Below are 22,046 nucleotides of genomic sequence, written 5' to 3'. Positions count from 1 at the left end.
CACGCCCTCGCCGACCCCGTCCTCACCGTCGCCCGACCCTGACCACGCCCTCGCCGACCCCTTCCTCACCGTCGCCCTCCACCACGCGACCACGAAGCCCCAGCGCTTCGAGGTCGCAGCCCATTACACACCCCACGACATCGTCCCCGCCGTGCAGCACGCCACACTGGGCAGCAGTCAGGCACCGTCCTCCTCACCTTCGGAGACCACCCCTCGGAGGTAGCGCGGGCGGTCGGGGGGTCAGGATCGGAGCTTATGCCAGCGCTGCACGGCGATGGTGAACCGGCGCAGCCGCGGGGTGCACTTGCTTGCAGGGCCGAACCTACCTCACCGCCAAGCCCTCAACCCCAAACCAGGCCAGGTTCTGTCAAACCCGGCCACTACCCGGCATGGATCACGGACCTCGGTGCTGGTGGCCGTCAGCCGCGCGAGGTACCCCGTAGTTCTGCAAGCGTCCACTCACCGCCATCCATGACGGCAACGATGGGCTGTGCAGGGTCATAAGCGGCACCACCACCGATAGAGCATGCCGGTCCATCAGAGATATCGCGGATCCCGCGCTCCAGAAGATCCAGGCCGCGACGGGTCATCCTGTACCGCACTCCACTTGGAAGGGCATTCGATGGTTGACGTTCAACGTCGATGACCGGTTTCTGACCGTCATGACCTAGCCATTCGTGCAAGCGCCTGACCATGAAGGCATCTCCTGTGCAATAGAGCCGAGTCCGCAAGGCCACACCCTCATCGGAACGACGCATCAGGATCTCACCGAGATGCGACCATGACCTACTGACACACTTCAGCAGTAGCTCGTCGAGAAGAGACACGTGCAATTGTTTCCGGATCATGCGAGGAAAATGCTGGAGATGGTAGTGACGCATTCGTCGCAGAACCGGGTCCTCTGTTCGACAACGCACGCTGAATCTCACGGGTTTCGAAGAAGTGAAGCTGCGCCAGCGGCGTTCGTCAGCGCGCCGCTGGGTCTTGCTGATGGGCTGTGCGCCTCCGCGGAGGAGCGCTCGAAGCTCGCTCAGCCCGAGCCGCTCCTCGCAACAGCCGAGCAGGTCGTCCCTGGGCTTGTTCCCTCGATCGACCATCCGCGCAATGATACGCGTGCTCGACCGTTCTCGCGTCAATGAGCAGATCATCCAGCGCAGTGCCGAGAATTGAAGAGATCCGGATGACCAGAGGGTGATCTCCGAGTGAGATCCGAGCGCCTCGACGAGCCGGCCGTACATGGCTCGCCACGTTCGCCCCGAGCCTGGAACGTCTCGCCAGTAGCGAACACGAGCGTCGATGAAATCCGTCACGCCGTGCGGGCAGGGACCGACCAAGAGGTTGTCCGTGAAGGGGATGACCATGTCATTGACGAGTCGGCGCAACTGTCGCGACATGTCGGAGCTGGCGATATGCAATGACATCTTCATTCCTCGGCTCAAAAACCGCACCGCTTGCAGATGCTGGAGGGGGAGTCTCCTGCGTTGCAGCGCTCCCAGCATCGCTGGCATTTGGTCTTACCGGCCTCCACTTTCTGGCACTCTGCTCTGCCCGCATTGATGCATTGTTGGTATTGCTCGTCGCAGGATGAATCCGATACATCCCTCACTTCCTCACAAACTCCGCCTGTCAGGTCTTCCGTGGGGGGACCTGGAAGGCACAGGGCCAGGATATCGACCAGGGGCTCACCGAGGATGCCGCCGCTCAACAAGATCCCACCTGCGACACAGAAATAGTCTGCGACGGGTCTCAACCCGCGCGGATCGAATTGGTTCACCGGGTCTCCCAGCGCGTAGGCATAAAGATTTGTATCCCCGCCCTCGAACAGCAGCGGATCCTTCGCCGTCCACCTGCCCGTCTCCGCGTCGTAGTCCCGTGCCCCGAATCTCACGAGGCCGGTCTCCGGATCGTTCAGCCCACCCGCGAACCCGAAGGGCTGGAACCCCGGGTTCGTATCGAGCAGCACCCGCCCAAATTCGTCGTAGTCCAGCCGCTGCGCGATGGCTCCCGTGGCAGCGTCCACCACGAGCCGCACACTCCCGACCTCATCGCTCACGATCCGGTAGGTCGTCCCGCCCTTGAGCATCACCTCGGGCACATTGGGCCGGTCTCCGTAGATGAACCGCGCCACCACCGCCCCACCCGCATCGATCTCCGCCGCAGGTTGGAGCGTGTCCCGGTAGAGCCAGCCTCTCACGAGCGCCCCGTTCACCTTCTTGCCGACGCGGCGCCCGACGGGATCCACCACGTAAGCGACGACCGTCCCATCCGGCAGGGTCACTTCCCGCAAGTTCCCGAGCGCGTCGTAGCGGGTGAGCATCGTCGCCCCGGTCGTCGTGTCCGTACGGCTCTGGAGGACCCCTCTGTCGTCGTAGGTGAAGGTGAAGCTCCCGTGGGTGAGCAGCCTGTCCTGGTCGTCCACGCTCGCCGTCGCGGTGCTGGTGGCCGTCACCCGGGCGAGGCGGTTGCCGTTCTCGTCGTGGTCGTAGTGGGTGACCAGCACGCCGTCGTGCAGCACGTCACGGAGGCGGCCGGCGAGGTCGTACTCGTAGCCGTCCACGTGGGTCACGCCGCCCAGCGTCTCGGTCTTCTCGAAGACGCGGCCGAGGAGATCGCGCTGGTAGGTGACGGTCATCAGCGGCGCACTCCCTACGGCCACCGTGCGCCCGGTGATCTCACCGAACGCATCGCGCGTGAGCGTCTCCACCGCGTTGCCCACGGTGATGCCGGTGAGCAGCCCATTCTGCGGATGCCGGCTCAGCAATAGCGGCCCCGCGCTCGTGAGCAAGCCGTCCAGGTCGTGACCGAAGAGGACGGTGTCCCCGCCGTTCACGTGCTCGTGTGTCACCCGCAGGTCGTTGTCATAGACGCGATGGAGCGCCCCGCTGATCACCCCCGACCAGGTGACGTCGGTGAGCAGGTGCCCATCGTGGCCGAAGGTCAGCGTCACGCCCGTCGGACCGTTCAGGCTCGCAAGCTTGCCGGTTGCAGGGTCATGCGTGCGGCTGATGGCCCCGGCTGACCCGACGCCTCCGCCGACCCCGCCACCTCCGCCAGTGAAGCCCAGCGCCGCCAGGCGGCCCGCGAAGTCACGCGTGTGGCTCAGCGCTGTGCCATCCGGCAGCGTGGTCACGGAGAGCTGACGATCGACGTCGTAGCTCCAGGTCGTCGGCAGCGGCGCCCCGCTCGCAGGCGGTGGCGGGTCGTACGACGCGCGCTGGTCGAGCGGCGTGTATCCGAACACATGCGCGGGCCGACCTGGCGGCGTGACGGAGAGCAGGTTGCCCACGAGGTCATGGCCGTAGAGCACGGCCTCACCATCGGGCCGGTACGCCTCGACGACGCGTCCGATAGCATCCCTGACGAACGCGTCCACCTGATCAAGGGGATCTGTCACGCTCGCGAGGAACCCACCCGCCGCATACGCGTGCGTCACCGAGCGTGCCCCCTGCGTCATGCTGTCGATCCGGCCGTGCACGTCGTAGGTGAGTTGCACGGGAGCCACGCCTGGTACCACGATCTCTTCGGCTCGACCCTGTGCATCGGCGGTGACGGACATGCTCCTGCCCATCGGCGTGGTGCGGCTCGTCAGGCGCGTGGCCCGCGTATAGACCTCGGTGTAGCTCTTGCCGTTGAGCGTCACCGTCTCCTGGAGTGCGGTGAAGCTCGACGGATCCACAGGGTTCAGCAGCGTGGCGGTGCGTGTTCGGCTGACGGTCAGCGTGCGCCCACCCGGCGTGGTGACCCGCTCCTGCTTCCGGTAAGGCGCCAGCATGCCGAAGATGGGATCGGGCGCGAGCGTCCAGCGCATCGTGCGCCCATCCGGGAGCTGGGTGACCACCTGCCCGGAGGCGTCCGGGGCTGCCGTGCCCTTCAACCCTGCGGCGCTGGTGATGGCCCTCGCCACCTCCGACGTGCCCGGGCTCTGGACCGCATAGGTCGTGCTGCGGCCGAGCGCGGTGGTGACCGTGACCGCCCGCCCCTGCGCGAGCGTGCTTCGCGTGATCGACTTGCTCCCTCCCGCAGGGTCCGTGTCGTCGAGGAGCCGTCCGGCGCTGTCGTACGTGAATCCGTGCGCCCTCCCCAGGGCGTCGGTGAGGCCCGTGAGCAGCCCCCCGTTGCCGTAGCTCAGCGTGGTGATCTCGCTGGCGGGGTTGGTCACGGTGGCGAGCATCCCGTCTCCGTGTCTGGTCAGCGTGGTGGTCTGGCCGAAGGGACCCGTGACCGCCGTGGCGGCCCCGCCCGCGTCCCGGGAGATGGTGACCACGTCGCCCTCGGCATCCTGGACCGACGCAAGGAGGCCCGCGGGGTCGTACTGGAAGGTCAGGAGCGGCGTGCCTGTACGCAGATCGATGGTGCGCAGATGGCGCCCGAGGCCGCTGAAGACATGCGCTTCTCGCGCGTCCTCGGTGGGAAGCGCCAGCTCCCCCAGGGCGACGCCCGGCATCGGCGTCCGCGCGATGCGCCGCACCTGGTGCGAGAGCATCTCTGCGACGACCAGCGCGCCGTCTGGACCCAGCGCGAGCTGACCGGCCTGGCCGATCTCGGCCGTCAACGACCGCGCGCCTTCTGGAGGCGGCTGGGTGGTGTACGTCCCCGTCCCGGCGAAGGCGTGGATCCGTCCATCCGGCGAGATGCGGCGGATCCGGTAGCCCGTGCTGTCGGCCACGAAGAGTGTCCCATCCGGCGCCAGGAGCGCCGTGGTGGGGCTGTTCAGACGCGCGGAGATGGCAGGACCGTCATCCCCGCTGAAGCCGGCCTGACCAGTGCCTGCGACCGTGATGATCCTCCCGCGCCTGTCGACGTGGCGGATCCGGTGGTTCTGCGTGTCGACGATGTACAGGCCGCCGTCAGGGGCCACGACGACGCCACGAGGGCCCCGGAGCCGGGCCTCCGTCGCAGGCCCCTCGTCACCGGTGTCGCCAGCCGTGCCGCTCCCCGCGATGGTGGTGATCGTCCCATCGGTGCCGACGCGGCGAATGCGGTGGTTCTGGGTGTCGGCGATGAACAGGGTGCCATCGGAGGCCGCAGCCACGCTGAAAGGCCCACTCAAGCGCGCCTGGGTCGCAGGACCACCGTCACCGGAGAAGCCCTGCTGTCCGGTGCCAGCCACGGTGCTGATCCCTCCATCCGCTGCGACGCGCCGCACGCGATGCCCGCCCTGCTCGGCGATGTAGAGACTGCCGTCGGAACCGAGCGCGAGCCCTCGGGGGACGTGGACCTGGGCCTGCGCGGCGGGACCGCCATCGCCGGCACCTCCGCCTGTACCGGTGCCCGTGACGGTCCAGAGGGGACCGTCGGGCGCCACGCGCCGGACCCGCTGCTGAAAGGAGGAGCTGAGGTAGACACTCCCATCTGGCCCCACGGCCACCCCGGACACCGTATCGAGCGGCGCACTCCGCGCCGGGCCGCCGTCGCCGAGAGGACCGACGATCTGACCATTGCCGGCAACCGTGCGGATCTCGGTGCCGAGCGCCACGCCGGTGCGGCGGCGCCCGTCGCCCAGGTAGAGGACCCCGGCGCCTGGGCTGTAGACGTGGTGCGCGCTCAGGGTCCAGCCCCCGAGACCGAGCGCGAGGGCGTCGAGGCCACCCAGCCGTCCTTCCCATCGCTTCCAGGTGGTCACCTCCTGGCGGGTGCGGCTGTTCGAGATCTCTTCCCCGGCGAACCCACCGAACGCTGGCGCGAAGTCCGAGGGCGCCAAGTAGATGCCCTCGTAGATGTAGCCGACGCGCACGGTGATCGGCTGCTCTCCCTGAGTCTCACGGCCGAAGACGTCCTTGCCATCCCACACGAACGTGGTCTCGCTGCTAGGCGCGCAAGGGCAGGGGAAGGACTGCTCGATGCGGCGACCGGCGATCTCGATCACGAGGTCGATCCGTTTCACCGTGGGAGGAACCCCGCCTCGCGCCAGCGGGATGGTCAGGGTGCTGCGACCCTGATGCCCGGCCACGCGATCACTGCGGTACTGCAAGGAGAACGGGGTGCCCGCGAGAGGGATGGATTCGCCGAGCACCTGGTTCTCGCAGTCGATGATGGACCCCTGCTCCTCGCAGGCCATCGGCTCGGGCTCGCCGCGGTCGGGGTCTCGTCCCCCTTCACCTCCGCTGCCGCCCCCACCGCTGTTGCCACTTGCACCACCGTTGCCGCCTGCACCGCTGTTGCCGCTCGACCCCGGTCCAGCCGCAGCGGTGGCGCTGGGTTCCTCGTCCCCATCGACGGAGCAGGTGAGGCTCAACGGCACACAGGCATCCTCCGGGAACCCATAGGGCCAGTTGCAGTCCCAGGGCGTGAAGTGCTGCACGGGAACACGCCACAAGGAATGACCAGGCGGGTACAGCTCGGCGAGCTTTGCCTGCTCGTCGGTGGTGATGCCGAGCAGGTCGAGGGTGGCGCTGTCATCAGGCGCGCCGTTCCCGTCCGTATCGAGGGTAGCGAGGCCGGAAGTGATGTCGAGAATCCGGACGACGCGACCGTTGTCGGACGGGACCCATGCGGCGCGTGCGCGATCGTAGTAGCCCATGGGAACGACCGTCCCGGCGGGGAAGTCGAGGAAGTTGTCGACGTAGAAAGGCAGCGGCTGGTTGAATTCGACGCTGATCGCGCCCGCCGCGAGGGCTTCGTCGGCACTGAGCTCGACGGCGTAGGTGTAGCCGCTGGTCGGCGGCAGATCGGCGGGCATGGACTCGGGGCCTCGGTCGCCGACGGTGTACTCCGTGGCCCGCAGGCTGAGCGTGGAGATGGATTGCAGCGTGCCGTCGGGGAACAGCAAGTCCGCCGTCGTTCCAGGCGGGAACAGGACCGTGGCCTGACGGGTGCCGTCGCCATCCGTGATGATGCTGCCGCGCGCCTCTGCATAGGGAGGCGCCGTGTCCAGGTCGAGCGCGGTGACCTCAGGGTCGAGCGGAACGAGCACCACGTCGGGAGCGTGGGCGTGACCCTGCCAGGGAACATCCACCCGGCGCGCGGCGGCCAGATAGCCATCTGCCTGGTAGGTGATCACGAGGGGGCCGCCACCCTGGACCACCATCGTGAATGCACCGTCAGCGAAGGTGCGGGTGCTCCCGTGCTCGGGGTGGTCGAGCAGGGTGATCGTCACGCCCGCGAGCGGGCTGCCATCGACAGCGCGGACCCTCCCGCGGAGACCCGCCGCGCGTCGAGGGGCCAGGATTGCAGGGTCGGCGCCCGTCTGGATGGGTGCGGGGCCTTCGAGCAGGAAAGCAAGACCGCTCGCCGGCAGCGTGGGTAGGGTGCGATCGAGGGGCGCGCAGGCCGCGTGGGTGATGCCGACCCCAGGCTCGCAAGCGTCGAACGTGCAAGGATCGGCATCGTCGAAGGACGGCGGAGACGCCGCGATGCACTGGCCGGCGCCGTTGCAGGTCTCGTCACCGTTGCATGGATCCGCATCGGAGCAGGGCGTACCGAGGGGCGCTGGAGGGCCGGCGGTGCCTTGAGGTAGGCAGACCGTGGCGGGCAATGAGCTGCCTCCTTGGCCTCCCGAGCCCGCGGTGCCTCCCGAACTGCCAGTACCGACTGCGGCATTGGTGCCGCCTCCCCCTGCGAGACCGCTGCCTCCGCCACTTCCAGCGGGCGTAATCCCGCCACCTCCACCGCTGCCGCCACTCACCGTGGCGGAATTGCCACCTGCTCCTGCACCAGCGTGCCCGCTGGAACTAACCGCATCTCCGCCACTACCGTTGCCTCCAGGGCCGCCGCTCGCAGAGGACGCGGAGACCTCGGCTGCGCCGGTACCAGCAGCGGAGGCGTCAGGCAGCGATCCGGCGTCCTGTCTGGCTGGGGCTGGCGAGTGCTGTCGACAGGCGATCAGCAGCACCAGTGGCATCCATGGAACTAAACGACGAAATCCGAGGTTCATGAAGTGCCGTCCCTCTTCGTTGACGCGAATAACCTCGTCGAGAAGCGCTACTGGCGCACAGGCCGTGCTTCACCGTACGCGACGAACATCGATTCGAGCGTCTGTTGGATGAGTCCACGGCGAAAGCGTGGCGGAGCGTCACCCCGCCGGCAGCTTCCAGCGCTTCGCGAGGGCGGCGGCGAAGTCTTCGGCGGTGCGGGGCTTCTTCAGGTCGAGGACCGAGGGCTCCAGGAAGTCGCAGGGCATCCGGTCGGCGAGTTTGTCCTTGGCGTGCCAGTGGGCGACGACGCGGGGGAGGGTCGCGGACCAGCCGTCGAGGTAGGCGATCACCCGGTCCACGTCGGAGAGGGAGGCGGGGTCGACGAGGAGGATCTGCTGCTCGAAGGCGTCGAGGATAGGGCGCTCGCCGAAGGCGTCGGGCGCGTCGAAGGCGGTGGTGCGGATGGTGACGCAGAGGCCCTTGCGGGTGGCCTCGATGCCCTGGGGGGAAGGAGGGGTGAGACGCGGCCAGCGCGGCTCGCGGACATGGGTCAGCTCGAAGTCGGGGGTGCTCATGACCGGGACGTGCGCGGTGAACCAGGCGTCGAGGGCGGCGACGGCGGGCGCGATCGTCTCGGGAGGGGGGACGAGGAGGTCCTGGAGCTCGGGGGCTTCGAGCATCGCGGCTTCGCAGGCGTCCACGGTGCGGGTCTTGCGGGGCTTGCGGACGGAGGCGCGAAGCGCGGCGCGCAGTGCGGCGTCGAGGTGGGAGGGGAGGAGGCGGGCCGGGGCACCGAGAGAGGTGTCCTGGGCGTCGCGCATGAGGCGACAGACGACTCGGACGAAGGCGGCGAGGAGGGTGTCGAGGCGGTCGAGGTCGCGCTCGGTGCGCTCGCAGAGGGTGAGCACGTGATCGAGGTCGCGGGGCGCGCCGGTGGCGTCGAGGCCCGTGAGACGCAGCGCGACGTGGACGAGGGCGCGGGTGTACAGCACGGGGCCGGACTGGCCGTCCAGGCGGGCGCGCTCCTCGTCGGGGAGCGTGGTGAGGGCGAGGGTGTAGGGGCCGTCGGAGATCGGGAGCGCGCGCGCGAGGGCGCCGTCGATCCGCGCGATCAGCGGCTGCTCGTCGAGGCTCAAGGGAGGGCCGAGGCCCTCGCCTCGGGTGCTCGATGCAAGGCTCATGAAGGCGTCACGGTAGCACGGGTGGGGGATGGCCCGATCGCAGTGACGCCGTGATGGCAAGCGCGCGGAGGGCTCCACCTGGGGCTTGATCCGGGGAGTGAGGTGGTCGACGCTGCGTGGCAGGTGTCGATGCTCTCCTTCCCCCCGAGGCGACGCATGGTGCTGGCGGAGGCGTCTGTGCTGCTGGCCGCGCCGGCGGCAGGAGGTGACGCTGCGACCCTGAAAGAGATCGATATCGGCGCGCTGCTCGGCGGCCTGTTCGCGCTGGCGATGGCGGTCCTGGCGCTCTGGCTGAGGGCGCGGGAGCGGGCGCGGGCGGCGGAGCTGGCGATGGCGAACGCGGCGCTGAAGCGCGAGGTGGAGGAGCGGCAGCGCACCGAGGAGGGGCTGCGCACGAGCGAGGCGTGGCTGCGCACGCTGGTGAGCAACTTCTCGGACGGGGCGGTGTTCCTCGTCGATCGCGACCTGCGCTACCTCGTGGCAGATGGGCGGGCGCTCCAGCCGGCGGGGCTGTCGCGCGAGAAGCTCGAAGGCAAGCCGCTCATCGAGACGGTGCCGCCGGAGGAGTACGCGCAGCTCGCGCCGCTCTACCAGGCGACGCTCGCCGGGGAGGCGCCCGAGAAGATCGAGATCCGCTACGGCGACAGGCTGTACGTCGACTACCCGGTGGCGGTGCGCGGGAACGACGGCGAGATCGTGGCGGCGATGATGATCTCGCTCGACATCACCGAGGTGCGGCGGGTCGAGGAGGAGCGCCGGCGCATCCAGCAGAAGCTGGAGGAGACGCAGCGGCTCGAGAGCCTCGGGGTGCTCGCGGGGGGCATCGCCCACGACTTCAACAACATGCTCACCGCGATCCTGGGTCACGCGGAGATGCTGCGGCAGGATCTGCCCGAGGGGGCGTCGGAGCAATCCAACGTGGAGGCGATCGTGACGGTGACCAGGCGCGCTTCCGAGCTGGTGAAGCAGATGCTCGCCTATGCGGGCAAGGGGCGGGTGTCGCTCCGCGCGCTGGACATCAACGCGCTCATCCGCGATCTGGGCGGGCTCCTGCGGGCCTCGGTGGGGAAGCACGCGCGCGTGCACTACGACATCGCCGAGGGGCTGCCGGCGGTGGTGGCGGACGCCGCCCAGTTAAGGCAGATCGTGATGAACCTGATGGTGAACGCCTCCGAGGCGATCTCCCCCGGGAGCGGCGGGGCCATCACCGTGACGACGAGCCTGGACGCGCTGAGCGCGGCGGATCTGGAGAGGCTCGCCCCCGGCATGGAGCGGGAGCCGGGGCGCTACGTGAAGTTCTCCGTGAGCGACACGGGCGCGGGGATGGACGCCGACACGGTGGCCAGGATCTTCGATCCGTTCTTCACGACGAAGTTCATCGGGCGCGGCCTGGGGCTCGCCGCGGTGCACGGGATCGTGCAGTCCCACCGCGGGGTGCTCTCGGTGGAGAGCAAGCCGGACGTGGGGACCACCTTCCGGGTGTGGCTGCCCGCGAGCGACGAGGTGCCCGAGGTCGAGCCCACGTCCTTGCCAGCGCTGATCGTGGCAGAGCGGCGGACAGTGCTGGTCATCGACGACGAGGAGGTCGTCCGGGTGACGCTCCAGCGCACGCTCGAGCGGCTGGGCTTCGTGGTGGAGATGGCGAACGGCGGCGACGAGGGGCTCGCGCTGGCCAGGGTGGAGGGCAAGGACATCGCGCTCGCCATGGTCGACCTGACCATGCCGGACATGCCGGGCAACGAGGTGGTGCGCGCGCTCCACGAGGTCCGACCGAGCCTGCCGGTGATCCTGATGAGCGGCTACGCCGAGGAGGACGTGACGGCTCAGTACGGCGACCTCGGCCAGACGGCTTTCCTCCACAAGCCTTTCTCACTCGACGAGCTGCGCAGCGTGGTGCGCTCCGCGCTGGAGACCTGATGCACCTGGAGCCCGCCGAAGAGCCGCGCCCTCCCTTAGGATGGCTGGGGGGCGCAGGACGGGGCAGCGCGTGGCGCGCCCTTCGACGGGGGGGCAGCGCGTGGAGGCGCCCCCTCTTTCCCTCGTGGTGCACGGATCTCCGGTATGCTCCGCCGGGAACCGAGGACCCCGTGCCGCCGCGTTGAGCGCGCAGGGCTCTCCGTCATGCCCTCGACCCCGATTTTCCGCGCCTCGTCGCTCTTCCTCATGGCGGCCACGTCGTTTCTTCTTCTCTTCCTCGGCTCGGTGAACGAACTCGGCGCGGCAACCCCGGAGACCTGGATCATCGAACTCGCCTTCGCAGGGACGCTCTTCGCGCTGGCCGTCTCGGGGGTGGCGCTGTGGCTCAAGGCGCGTGAGCAGTCGAAGGAGCTCGAAGCGTCCCACGAGGCCCTCAAGCGCGAGGTCGCGGACCGGAGGCGCACGGAGGTGGAGCTGCGGGCGAGCGAGGTTCAGCTCCGGACCCTGGTGGACCACTTCCCGTGCGGCGGCGTCTTCTTGTTCGACAGCGAGCTGCGGTTCTCCGTGGCCGGTGGGCAGGGGCTCGACTACGCGAACCACTCGCGGGAGAACCTGGAGGGCAAGACGCTGAAAGAGGCGCTGACGCCCGAGAAGTTCACGGAGAACGAGCCCATCTACCGGCTCGCGCTGCTGGAGGAGCCGCAGGCGCCGGTGGAGAGCCGCAACGGTGATCGCATCTACGTGAACCACCCGCACGCGGTGCGCGGGCGCGACGGGCGGATCATCGCGGGGATGCTCATCTCCATCGATGTGACGGACATGCGGCACAGCGAGGAGGAGCGGCGGCGGATCGCGCAGAAGCTCACCGACGCGCAGCGCCTGGAGAGCCTGGGGGTGCTGGCGGGCGGGATCGCGCACGACTTCAACAACATGCTGGCCGCGATGCTGGGGCACGCGGAGGTGCTGGCCCTGGATCTGCCGCCGCGCCGCGCGTCGCGGGAGAGCGTGGAGGCGGTGATCACGGTGACGAAGCGCGCTTCGGAGCTGGTGAAGCACATGCTGGCCTACGCGGGCAAAGGGCGGGTCACGCTCCGGCCGGTGTCCCTGAACGAGGTGATCGACAGCCTGCACGAGATGCTCACCACCGCGGTGGGGAAGCACGCGCGCGTGGTGTCCGCGCTCGGCGCGTCGCTGCCCGCGGTGATGGCAGATCCGGCGCAGCTCCGGCAGATCCTGCTCAACCTGCTGACCAACGCCTCGGAGGCAATCCCGGCGGAGGCGGGCGGGACGATCACCTTGACCACGGGGCTCGAAGTGCTCGACGCGGCGGCGCTGGAGCGCCTGGCGAAGGGCGCGGCGCTCACGCCGGGGACTTACGTGCGCCTGACCATCGCCGACACGGGGAGCGGGATGGCGCCGGAGACCGCGGCCCGGCTCTTCGAGCCGTTCTTCACCACCAAGCCGACCGGGCGTGGCCTGGGCCTGGCAGCGGTGCAGGGGCTGGTGCGGTCGCACCGGGGGGTGATGTCGGTGGAGAGCGCGCTCGGCGAGGGGAGCACGTTCCGGGTGTGGCTGCCGGCGTGCAACGAGGCGCCAGAGCCGCTCGAGGCGCCGCGCTCGGTGGTGCTGCCAGCGCCACGGGGGACGGTGCTGGTCATCGACGACGAGGAGGTGGTGCGGGTGACCCTGCAGCAGTCGCTGAAGCGGCTGGGTTACACGGTGCGCCTGGCCGAGGACGGGACGGAGGGGATCGCGGCGATGCGGGACGGGATCCCGGATCTGCTGCTGGTGATGGTGGATCTGACCATGCCCGACGTGCCCGGCACGGCGGTGGTGCGCACGGCGCGGACCATGCGGCCCGACATCCCGGTGATCCTGATGAGCGGCTACCGCGAGGAGGACGTGGTCGAGCAGTATGGCGAGCTCGGCCAGGCGGGCTTCCTGCACAAGCCGTTCTCTCTGGAAGAGCTGCGCGCGGCGATGCGCGACGCGCTCCTATCGTGAGGGATGCGTCCTGAGGTTCGCGGTCGGGACGTTGGTTGACAGGGGCGCGGCTGGGGCTTACGCCGGGGGGGACGGCCCATGGGCCGAGCCGTGCGATGTCGTACTTCGTGAAGGAGCTGTTCTACTCGCTGCAGGGTGAGGGCCTCCGGGCCGGTCGGCCGGCGGTGTTCTGCAGGTTCACGGGCTGCAACCTGTGGACGGGCCGCGAGGAAGACCGGGCGCGGGCGGTGTGCCGGTTCTGCGACACGCAGTTCGTAGGCACGGATGGGCAAGGCGGGGGGCAGTTCGCGACGGCCGCAGACCTCGTCAGGGCCGTGGCCGCGACGTGGCCGGGCAAGGCGGCGGGGGGGAAGCCTTACGTGGTGTGCACGGGGGGTGAGCCGCTGCTGCAGCTCGACGAGGCGCTGATCACGGGTCTCCATGACGCCGGGTTCGAGGTGGCGGTGGAGACGAACGGGACGCGGAAAGCCCCGCGGGGGATCGACTGGATCTGCGTGAGCCCGAAGGCAGGGGCCGAGGTGGTGCTGCGGTCGGGCAACGAGCTGAAGCTGGTGTTCCCGCAGGAAGACGCCATGCCCGAGCGCTTCGAGCACCTCGACTTCGAGCACTTCCTGCTGCAGCCGATGGACGGGCTGCGGCGGCAGCGGCACACGGAGCTGGCAGTGCGCTACTGCCTGGAGCACCCGCGCTGGCGGCTGAGCCTGCAGACGCACAAGATCCTGAACATCCCCTGACGCGCGGGCGACGCGAGGTGGCAGCATGGCCGCCATGACCATCGCGTTCCTGGGGACAGGGTTGATCGGGGCCGGGCTGGTGGAGGCCGCGCTGGGGCGCGGGGAGCAGGTGACGGTGTGGAACCGGAGCCTCGACAAGGCGCAAGCGCTCGCGGCGAAAGGCGCGCGGGTGGCCGAGACGCCCGCAGGGGCCGTGGCAGGAGCGGCGCGGGTGCACCTCGCGCTCAGCGATGACGCGGCGGTGGACGGGGTGCTCACGCAGGTGGCGCCCAGGCTCGCAGCGGGGGCGCTGGTGATCGATCACACCACGACGCAGCCGGCGGGGACGGCGGCGCGGGCGGAGAGCTGCGCGGCGCGGGGGATCGCGTTCCTGCACGCGCCGGTGTTCATGTCGCCCGCGCTGTGCCGGGAGGCGAAGGGGATGATGCTGTGCGCCGGGCCCGAGGCGGTGTTCAAGCAGGCCGAGGGGGCGCTCGCGCGGATGACGGGTCAGGTCTGGTATCTGGGAGAGCGCGCGGATCTGGCGGCGGTGTTCAAGCTGTTCGGCAATGCGATGATCATCGCGGTGTCGGCGGGGCTCGCGGACGTGCTGTCGCTGGCGGCGGCGGCGAAGGTGGCGCCGGAGGACGCGCTCGGTCTGTTCGACAGGTTCAACCCGGGGGAGAGCGTGCCGATGCGGGGCGCGCGCATGGCGAAGGGGGTCTATGCGCCGGCGTCGTTCGGGCTGGCGATGGCGCGCAAGGACGTGCGGTTGATGCTGGAGACGGCCGGGGATCTGCCGCTCGCGGCGCTGCCAGGCATCGCGGCGCGCATGGATCAGGTGATCGCGGCGGGGCACGGCGAGGAGGACATGGGGGTGCTGGCGGCAGAGGCGCTGGCCAGGGCGCGCGCCGGCGCTTGAGGCGCCGAGGGGGCGGGGCTGTCGGCTCAACCATGGGGCTGGGGCCACTGTCCGCTTCCCGAGGCGATGGGCGTCAGGCCCGAAGCGGCAGAACACTCTGGAGATCGCGGGTGGATCGCGGGGTGGGGGGCCCTGACGAGCTTTGCTTGGCGGGGGGCGGGGGGCGGGGGCGCGAGCCCCTGCCGTGGGAATCAAGAGGGTGGGAAGGAGGCGGCGGCGGCGCGCTTCACGGCAGGCAGGAGCGTGTTCGCCAGGACCTCGGGCTGGAAGAGCGACTGGGGGGGCTTCAGCATCTGCGCGACCTCCACCATGTTCCGGAAGAGGGAGGGCCTCTCGCGCATGCCCTCGATCACCAGGTTCATGTAGGCCTGGACGAGGCGCACGCCCGACGAGGGGCGCTCGCCGGTGGTGGTGGGGTAACGGAAGTCCTCGCTGGTCGCCATGAGCCAGGCGCTCTTGGTGATCTCCCCGAGCTGCCGGTGGAAGCGGGGCGCGAGGCCGGAGAGCCCCGTCCCGCGGCTCCGCTGTGCGATGAGGTGCTGGTCGAGCACCTGAGCGCCCAGCACGGCGAGGGTCATCCCCTGGGCGTAGACGGGGTTGAAGGAGCAGAACGCGTCGCCGAGGAGGACGAACCCGTCGGGGTTGCGGCGCAGGCGCTCGTAATGGCGCCACACGGTGGCAGCGCCGCGGAAGCCGGTGACGGGGCCGAGGGGGCGGGCGCCCTGCAGGGCTGCGCCGATGGCGGGGTCGGGCAAGGTGCGGAGGAACTCGTCGAAGCCGCGCTCGGTGGGATCGGGCGCGTCTCCGGCGACCCCGGTGAGGGTGACCAGCCAGCGGCCCTCCATGGGGTAGATGCCCGCGGCGCGGCTCGACGGGGCGTGGGACCTGACCACGAGGACCTTCCAGCCGTGGGAGGCGCCGGGCGGCGGCTCGAAGAGGCGGCTGGCGTAGCCCGTGTGAGAATCGACGACGCTCTCCTCGGGGAGGGGATAGCCGAGCGCCTCCAGCCATTGCGGCGCCCGGGAGCGCCGGCCGCTGGCGTCGACCACGAAATCGCCACCGAGGACGTCGGTGCGACCGCCGTCACGCGCGCGGACGCGGACGCCACGGACGGCCTCGGCCTCGCGGAGGAGCCCCGTGACCTCGTGCCCGGGGACGAAGGTGATGTTGGGGATGCGGGTGACCCGCTCGCGGAGCACCAGTTCGAGGAGGTCACGGCTGCTGCAATGCCCGGTGAGCCCCGACTGGAAGCGGGGTACCCAGCGGCCGTGCCAGAACATGGCGAAGTCGGCGATCCAGTCCATGGACTCGGCGCCCCGCGCCCGCAGCTCCGAGTCGAGGCCGGGAAACATGTCGTTCATCACCTGCTGGCCCCGGAGGAGGAGCAGGTGGCAGTGGCGGCTCTGGGGGACGCCAGGGCGAGGCCCGGGCTCCGTCGAGGGGGTGTCCCGCTCGACGAGGGTCACCGAATCGAAGCGCCTGGAGAGAACCTGCGCCGCGACGAGCCCCGCAATGCCGCCGCCCACCACGATGGCCCGGTGCCTGAATGGGATCAGCTCTTCACCGCAATCATGAAAGGATGGGCGCATTGAGAGCGCACCGTACCACTTCAATCCGATTCGCCGCAATGCACGGGGTGCAGGCGAGGATGCCGTGATCGCGGCATGGCCGGGAGCGCGCCGCCGCTGCCGCCGCCGTCGCCGCCGTCGCCATTGAGTGGTGACCGTCGATTACCATCGGCTGCCATCCGTCGCCGTCGGCGGGGTGAGCGCGGGCGAGATTGGGGCGGTGCGTCGAGAGGTGCAATCGGCCCGGCGGTGCTTGGTGATACCGCGCACCATACCGGTGGGTGGGGATGCAGGGGTCAGCGGACGCCAGCGTCACGGCGGTGCGCGTCCACCTCGTCCTCAGCGTCATCCTCGGTGTCGGAGAGGATGGGACCGCCGCGGTGGGCGCCAGCTCCCCCTTCACCCCCCCAGTTCGGCGGCTCCGCGTCCGGGGAAGGGCCGGTGCCAGCGCGGCCCGAGGTGTCCTTCTCGGCGCCAGCAGGGCCGAGGGGCCCACGCACGCCAGGCACTTCGTCCACCGTCTGGCCGCCTTGCTTCCGGCTCACGTCGTTCTCGTTCCTCGGCTCCGCCATGCCTTCCTCCTCCCGGAGCACCTGGAGACCGGAGGGGGTCACGTCAACGAGGGGTTCGCCTGAGACAGCATCGATCCAGCCCGCGGCGTCTGGAGCTGGTTCGGCGAATCATGCTGGCCCCGACTGTCAATCCAGAAGCACATGTTAGAGTTACGTCTTGGCGCCATGCTCGCTGCCATGGTGGTAGCTGTCTTGTCGCTCACGGAGGTCAGCATGAACACCCAAATGCTCGAGGATCAGACGTGCGAAGAGACGCATCTGGTCGACGTCCGGGGCTTCGATGAACCGGATGAAGAAGATGAAGAGCAGGCGACACCCGACAGTCTGGATTTCGAGCCCATCGAGGTCCGCTGCGCCGAGGAAGATCCAGCCAAACAGGTGACCGACTGAAGGGAATCTCGTTCGTCGGCCCGTGTTCGAGGCGTCAAAGCGACGCGGGCCGGTGCTCTGAGACCTTCGAGGTCACCCGGGATCCTTCCCCTGAGGGGCCTGCCCGAGGGCGAGTACCTGGGGCGGGACCGGCAGCTTGTGGAGAGGAGTCACCTCTCCGGCGAGCCGGGTGAGGCCTATCTCCTCGTAGAACGAGCGGATGGGCTCAGGATCTCCCCAGCCTACCCGCCATGCCGTCAAATCGAAGGTGATGGGCGCATCGGTCCGGAGCGCGACGAGGCTGCGGCTGAGGCGCGCTTCATCGGCGTGACGGCGCAGCTTCGCGCGGAGGGTGCGCGAGGACTCCCAGTCGGCCTTGTGCAGGATGGCGTCGAGCGAGCCGCGCTTCTGCAGGAGCTCCGCGGCCGTCTTGGCGCCGACCCCGGGGATGCCGGGGATGCCGTCGGAGGCATCGCCTGCGAGTGCCAGGAGGTCGCCGAGCAGCTCGGGACCGACGCCCCAGCGGGCGCGCACCTCCTCGGGACCCATGACGCGCTCGCGGCCATCCCAGATCACGATGTTGTCCGTGGCGAGCTGGCAGAGGTCCTTGTCGTGGGTGACGATGACCACGCGCAGGCCCGCGAGGCGCGCGCGGGCCGTGGCCGTCGCGAGCAGGTCGTCGGCCTCGAACCCAGGCGCCATGAGCACGGGGATGCGGTGGGCCTCGAGGAGGCGGTGCACGAGGGCGAACTGGGGATCGATGTCCGGGTGGCGCGGAGGCCTGCAGGCTTTGTAGGCGGGGAACAGCTCCTGGCGGAACGAGGGGGTGAGGGGGTCGATGGCGGCGGCGAGGTAGCCAGGCCGCCGATCGACGAGGAGGCGCACCAGCATGCCGGCGACGCCGCTCACCGCGCCGATGGGCTCACCGCGGGGTGAGGTGATCGGAGGCATGGCGTGGAAGGCGCGGTGAATCCAGCCCGCGATGTCCACCAGGTAGACCGCATCATCGGCGCCAGGAGGGGGGAGGACGGCAGCGCCAGGAGCGGGGCGGGTGGCATCGCCAGGAGGGGGGAAGGTGGCCATGGAGGTCTCCAGAGCAGGCGGGGGCCGTGGTGCACCGGATTTCGGCGGGCCTCAACCCGACGTCGCGGCGGTGGCGCCGCGCCGCGGCGCAGCAAACGCCGGTCTTTTGCCAGCGGGCGAAGTGCGCTAGCTGTCTCGGTCCGTATGGACAAGGTCTACAAGAGCGCCATCGACGCCGTGCGGGACATCCCCGCAGGGGCGACGATCCTGGCGGGCGGTTTCGGGCTCTGCGGCATCCCCGAGAACTGCATCCGTGCGCTGCGTGAGCTCGGCACGGGCGACCTCGTCGTGGTCTCGAACAACTGCGGCGTGGACGATTTCGGGCTGGGGATCCTCCTGCGCAACCGGCAGATCCGGAAGATGGTCTCGTCGTACGTGGGCGAGAACAAGGAGTTCGAGCGGCAGTACCTCTCGGGGGAGCTGGAGGTGGAGCTGACGCCTCAGGGCACGCTCGCCGAGCGGATCCGCGCGGGCGGCGCGGGGATCCCGGCGTTCTACACGCCCACCGGCGCGGGCACGGCGATCAGCGACGGGGGCCTGCCCGTGCTCTACAACGCCGACGGGTCGGTGAAGCAGTTCTCGGCGAAGAAGGAGACGCGCACCTTCGAGGGCCGCGACTACGTGCTGGAGCCCGCGATCACCGGCGACTACGCGCTCGTCAAGGCGTGGAAGGGGGACCGTTACGGCAACCTCGTGTACCGGCACACGGCGATGAACTTCAACCCGATGATGGCGACGGCCGGGCGGGTGACCATCGCCGAGGTGGAGGAGCTGGTGCCGGTGGGGTCGCTGGACCCCGATCACATCCACACGCCGGGGATCTTCGTGCACCGGGTCGTGCAGGGTGAAGGCTACGAGAAGCGGATCGAGCGGCGCACGGTGCGGAAGGCCTGACGGGGACGACCATGGGACTGACACGGGAGCAGATCGCGCAGCGGGCCGCCCTGGAGCTCCGGGACGGCTACTACGTCAACCTGGGCATCGGCATGCCGACGCTCGTCGCCAGCTACATCCCCGAGGGGATGGAGGTGGTGCTGCAGAGCGAGAACGGGCTGCTCGGCATCGGGCCGTATCCGATCGCGGGGGAGGAGGACGCAGACCTCATCAACGCCGGCAAGGAGACGGTGACCATGCTGCAGGGGTCGTCGGTGTTCACGAGCGCCGAGTCGTTCGCGATGATCCGCGGTGGCCACATCGATCTGGCCATCCTCGGCGCGATGGAGGTCTCCGAGCGCGGCGATCTCGCGAACTGGATGATCCCCGGCAAGATGGTGAAGGGGATGGGCGGGGCGATGGACCTCGTGGTGAGCGCGAAGCGGGTGGTGGTGATCATGGACCACGCCGCGAAGAGCGGGGCGCCGAAGATCCTGAAGGAGTGCCAGCTCCCGCTCACGGGCCGGGGCGTGGTGCACCGGATCATCACCGATCTCGCGGTGCTCGACGTGACCCCCGAGGGCCTGACCCTGCGGGAGCTGGCACCCGGGGTGAGCGCCCGGGAGGTGCAGGAGCGCACCGAGCCGACCCTCCGGGTGCCGCCCGATCTCACCGAGATGCGCCTCGGCGCCTGAGCTGGAGTGTCCATGGTGTGGCCGGAGAAGAACGCCCTTTCACTCGACGCGAGCGAGAAGCAGTCCATCGGGGCCGGCGTGTTCCGCCTCTGCGACGGCTGCGGTCAGACGCTCGACGCCGCCGCGCTGGCCGCAGCGTTCGAGGTGTGCCCCGAGTGCGGTCAGCACCACCGGTTGAGCGCCGAGGGGTGGCGCCGCCTCATGCTCGACGGCGGGGAGCTGTCGGCGTGGGACGCGCACCTGATGCCGGGCGATCCGCTCCGGTTCAGCGACGGCAAGGGCTACAAGGACCGGGTGCGCGCCGCGCAGCGGAAGAGCGGCTCGGACGAGGCGGTGGAGATCGGCCGGGGCCGGATCGCGGGCCGGGCCATCGGCTACGGGGCGTTCGTGTTCGACTTCATGGGCGGGAGCATGGGCTCGGTGGTCGGCGAGAAGATCGCCCGCCTCTTCGAGCGCGCCGGCGAGGAAGAGCTGCCCGTCGTGCTGCTCTCGGCCTCGGGGGGAGCGCGCATGCAGGAGGGCATCCTGTCGCTGATGCAGATGGCCAAGTGCGTCGCCGCGCTGGAGCGGTTCCGGAAGAAGCGGCTGCCCTTCGTGTCCGTGCTGCGCCACCCGACCACCGGGGGCGTGGCGGCGAGCTTCGCCTTCCTCGGTGACGTGAACATCGCCGAGCCGAAGGCACTGATCGGCTTCGCCGGGCCCCGGGTCATCGAGAACACCATCCGGCAGACGCTGCCCCAGGGCTTCCAGCGGGCCGAGTTCCTGCTCGACCACGGGATGGTCGACGCGATCCTGTCGCGGCGCGAGATGAAGGAGCACATCGCGGCGCTGCTCGGGCACCTCGCCGACGGGGCGCGGCGGAGGGCGTGAGCCGCCTCCCGGAGCTCCTCGCGGAGCTGCAGCGCCGTACCCGGCGCGGGATGGTGCTGGGGCTCGATCGGATGCGGGAGGCGCTGGCCTCGCTCGGGGATCCGCACTGCGCCTACCCGTGCGTCCACATCGCGGGCTCGAACGGGAAGGGCAGCGTCTCGGCGATGGTGGAGGAGACGGCGCGACGGGCCGGTCTCCGGACGGGGCTCTACACCTCGCCCCACCTGTCGCGCTTCGCCGAGCGGGTGCGGATCGCGGGGGTGCCCATCGAGGAGGACGCGCTGGAGCGGGCGCTCCTGGCGGCGCTCGAAGAGGTGCCGCTGGAGCTGACCTTCTTCGAGGCGATGACCGTGGCGGCGTTCGTGGCCTTCCGGGAGGCCGGGGTGCAGCTCGTGGTGCTGGAGGTGGGCCTCGGGGGTCGGCTCGACGCAACCAACGTGGTGGAGGCGCCATGCTGCACGGCGATCACGTCCATCGCGCTGGAGCACACGGACATCCTGGGCTCCACGCTGGTGGACATCGGCCGGGAGAAGGCGGGGATCTTGAAGCGGGGCGCGCCGGTGGTGCTGGGGCCGCTGGATGCCGCGGTGGAGGCGGCCGTCACGGAGGTTGCCGCGGGGGTGGGCGCAGGGCCCATCGTGCGCGTGCGCGTGCGCGGTGAGCGCGGTGGGAGAGGCGAGCGCGGCGAGCGCGGCGACGAGATCGGCGTGACGCGGCAGGGACGCGCTGCGCGGATCGAGGGCCCCGGAGGGCGGGTCGTCGAGGCCTCGCTCGGGCTCGCAGGGGCGCACCAGGCTGACAACGCGGCGGTGGCCTGCGGCATTGCCTGGCAGCTCGCGGAGCGGTGGCCGGCGGTCGCGGAGGTCCTGCCCGAAGCCCTCACGGGTGCGCGCTGGCCAGGACGGATGGAGCGGCTGACGCACGCGGGGAAGCAGGTGCTGCTCGACTGCGCGCACAATCCGCACGGGGCGGCTGCCCTGGCGGCGGCGCTCGCAGACGAGGCGCCGGATCCCGGAGCGGTCACGCTGGTGTTCGGCGCCCTCGCCGACAAGGCCTGGGCAGAGATGCTGCGCCTGCTCGCGCCCCGGGCAGCCCGTCGGGTGTACACGTGCCCTCAGGGGAGGCTCCCTGCGCCCGTCCAGGAGCTCGCCGCAATCGCTCCGGGTGACGCGCTGACGGACCCCAGGGCAGCGCTCGCGCGGGCCCTGGAGCTGACGCCTCCTGACGGGCTCTGCGTGGTGGCAGGCTCGATCTACCTCATCGGCGAGATCCGCGCGGCGATCCTGGGCATCACGCCTGATCCCATCATCGCGCTGTGATCCGGGGCGGGAGCCGCGGGGGCGGGAGTCGCAGGGCCGGGTGCGCAGCCCGCGCGCGCGGCGCCCGCGGTCGGTGTGGCCCAGGCCGTGCTTCGTCCCGGTCATGC

General features: G+C 70.0%; 15 protein-coding genes and 1 pseudogene. 10 read left to right on the top strand and 6 right to left on the bottom strand.

The window, feature by feature from the left end; translation table 11 throughout:
• Positions 1 to 223 (top strand): annotated as a pseudogene (locus CAP_RS54575) (hypothetical protein); the annotation flags it as partial.
• A 196-nt stretch (positions 224 to 419) separates the two neighbouring features.
• Here CAP_RS54575 and CAP_RS51520 read toward each other — a convergent pair.
• The 3 genes from CAP_RS51520 to CAP_RS39265 all read right to left on the bottom strand — a co-directional run bounded on the left by CAP_RS51520 (position 420) and on the right by CAP_RS39265 (position 9,034).
• Complete coding sequence (locus CAP_RS51520) at positions 420 to 1,421, bottom strand: hypothetical protein (protein ID WP_156041548.1); 1,002 nt, start codon at positions 1,419 to 1,421, stop codon at positions 420 to 422.
• A 14-nt stretch (positions 1,422 to 1,435) separates the two neighbouring features.
• On the bottom strand, positions 1,436 to 7,474 hold the full coding sequence (locus CAP_RS46555) for an NHL domain-containing protein (RefSeq protein WP_052376765.1): 6,039 nt from the start codon (positions 7,472 to 7,474) through the stop codon (positions 1,436 to 1,438).
• Between the two features lie 537 nt (positions 7,475 to 8,011).
• Positions 8,012 to 9,034 carry a hypothetical protein gene (locus CAP_RS39265; RefSeq protein WP_156041547.1) on the bottom strand — a complete coding sequence of 341 codons (1,023 nt, stop codon included), beginning with the start codon at positions 9,032 to 9,034 and terminating at the stop codon, positions 8,012 to 8,014.
• Positions 9,035 to 9,136: 102 nt separating this feature from the next.
• Here CAP_RS39265 and CAP_RS39260 point away from each other — a divergent pair, with 102 nt between their 5' ends.
• The 4 genes from CAP_RS39260 (at position 9,137) to CAP_RS39245 (ending at position 14,590) form a co-directional block, all read left to right on the top strand.
• Positions 9,137 to 10,951: a hybrid sensor histidine kinase/response regulator gene (locus CAP_RS39260; protein ID WP_052376764.1), complete on the top strand. Its 1,815-nt coding sequence runs from the start codon at positions 9,137 to 9,139 to the stop codon at positions 10,949 to 10,951.
• Between the two features lie 204 nt (positions 10,952 to 11,155).
• Positions 11,156 to 12,955 carry a hybrid sensor histidine kinase/response regulator gene (locus tag CAP_RS39255; protein ID WP_052376763.1) on the top strand — a complete coding sequence of 600 codons (1,800 nt, stop codon included), beginning with the start codon at positions 11,156 to 11,158 and terminating at the stop codon, positions 12,953 to 12,955.
• Between the two features lie 95 nt (positions 12,956 to 13,050).
• Positions 13,051 to 13,689 (top strand): 7-carboxy-7-deazaguanine synthase, encoded by a 639-nt coding sequence (queE, locus tag CAP_RS39250; protein WP_044250499.1) that lies wholly within the window; start codon positions 13,051 to 13,053, stop codon positions 13,687 to 13,689.
• Positions 13,690 to 13,723: 34 nt separating this feature from the next.
• Positions 13,724 to 14,590, top strand: a complete 867-nt coding sequence (locus tag CAP_RS39245) for an NAD(P)-dependent oxidoreductase (protein ID WP_044250521.1) — start codon at positions 13,724 to 13,726, stop codon at positions 14,588 to 14,590.
• A gap of 191 nt (positions 14,591 to 14,781) precedes the next feature.
• Here CAP_RS39245 and CAP_RS39240 read toward each other — a convergent pair whose 3' ends face one another.
• The gene (locus CAP_RS39240) at positions 14,782 to 16,179 is read right to left on the bottom strand and encodes an FAD-dependent oxidoreductase (RefSeq protein WP_044250497.1); all 1,398 of its coding nucleotides are present in this window, start codon (positions 16,177 to 16,179) and stop codon (positions 14,782 to 14,784) included.
• Between the two features lie 275 nt (positions 16,180 to 16,454).
• The gene (locus CAP_RS39235) at positions 16,455 to 16,730 is read right to left on the bottom strand and encodes a hypothetical protein (RefSeq protein WP_156041545.1); all 276 of its coding nucleotides are present in this window, start codon (positions 16,728 to 16,730) and stop codon (positions 16,455 to 16,457) included.
• Positions 16,731 to 16,895: 165 nt separating this feature from the next.
• Between CAP_RS39235 and CAP_RS39230 the strand changes: the two genes are divergently transcribed.
• Entirely contained in the window at positions 16,896 to 17,120 is a 225-nt protein-coding gene (locus tag CAP_RS39230) for a hypothetical protein (RefSeq protein WP_044250493.1), read from the top strand.
• Between the two features lie 72 nt (positions 17,121 to 17,192).
• On the opposite strand, the gene CAP_RS39225 is transcribed toward CAP_RS39230, so the two are convergent.
• Positions 17,193 to 18,182: a 5'-3' exonuclease gene (locus tag CAP_RS39225; protein ID WP_052376761.1), complete on the bottom strand. Its 990-nt coding sequence runs from the start codon at positions 18,180 to 18,182 to the stop codon at positions 17,193 to 17,195.
• 144 nt (positions 18,183 to 18,326) lie between these two features.
• Here CAP_RS39225 and CAP_RS39220 point away from each other — a divergent pair, with 144 nt between their 5' ends.
• Genes CAP_RS39220 through CAP_RS39205 form a run of 4 tightly spaced genes read left to right on the top strand, consistent with a single transcriptional unit; the run spans position 18,327 to position 21,939 of the window.
• Positions 18,327 to 19,076: a CoA transferase subunit A gene (locus CAP_RS39220; protein ID WP_044250491.1), complete on the top strand. Its 750-nt coding sequence runs from the start codon at positions 18,327 to 18,329 to the stop codon at positions 19,074 to 19,076.
• An 11-nt stretch (positions 19,077 to 19,087) separates the two neighbouring features.
• Complete coding sequence (locus tag CAP_RS39215) at positions 19,088 to 19,750, top strand: CoA transferase subunit B (protein WP_044250489.1); 663 nt, start codon at positions 19,088 to 19,090, stop codon at positions 19,748 to 19,750.
• Between the two features lie 12 nt (positions 19,751 to 19,762).
• Positions 19,763 to 20,620 carry an acetyl-CoA carboxylase, carboxyltransferase subunit beta gene (accD, locus tag CAP_RS39210; protein ID WP_044250487.1) on the top strand — a complete coding sequence of 286 codons (858 nt, stop codon included), beginning with the start codon at positions 19,763 to 19,765 and terminating at the stop codon, positions 20,618 to 20,620.
• Positions 20,617 to 21,939, top strand: coding sequence for a bifunctional folylpolyglutamate synthase/dihydrofolate synthase (locus tag CAP_RS39205; protein ID WP_052376760.1), 1,323 nt, complete (start codon positions 20,617 to 20,619; stop codon positions 21,937 to 21,939). The genes accD and CAP_RS39205 overlap by 4 nt, the downstream gene beginning before the upstream one ends.
• Positions 21,940 to 22,046 lie beyond the last annotated feature (107 nt).

This window comes from Chondromyces apiculatus DSM 436, assembly GCF_000601485.1.
Classification (GTDB): Bacteria; Myxococcota_A; Polyangia; order Polyangiales; family Polyangiaceae; genus Chondromyces; species Chondromyces apiculatus.
Note: the sequence above shows the minus strand (reverse complement) of the source record. Positions and strands in the feature narration are given on the sequence as shown.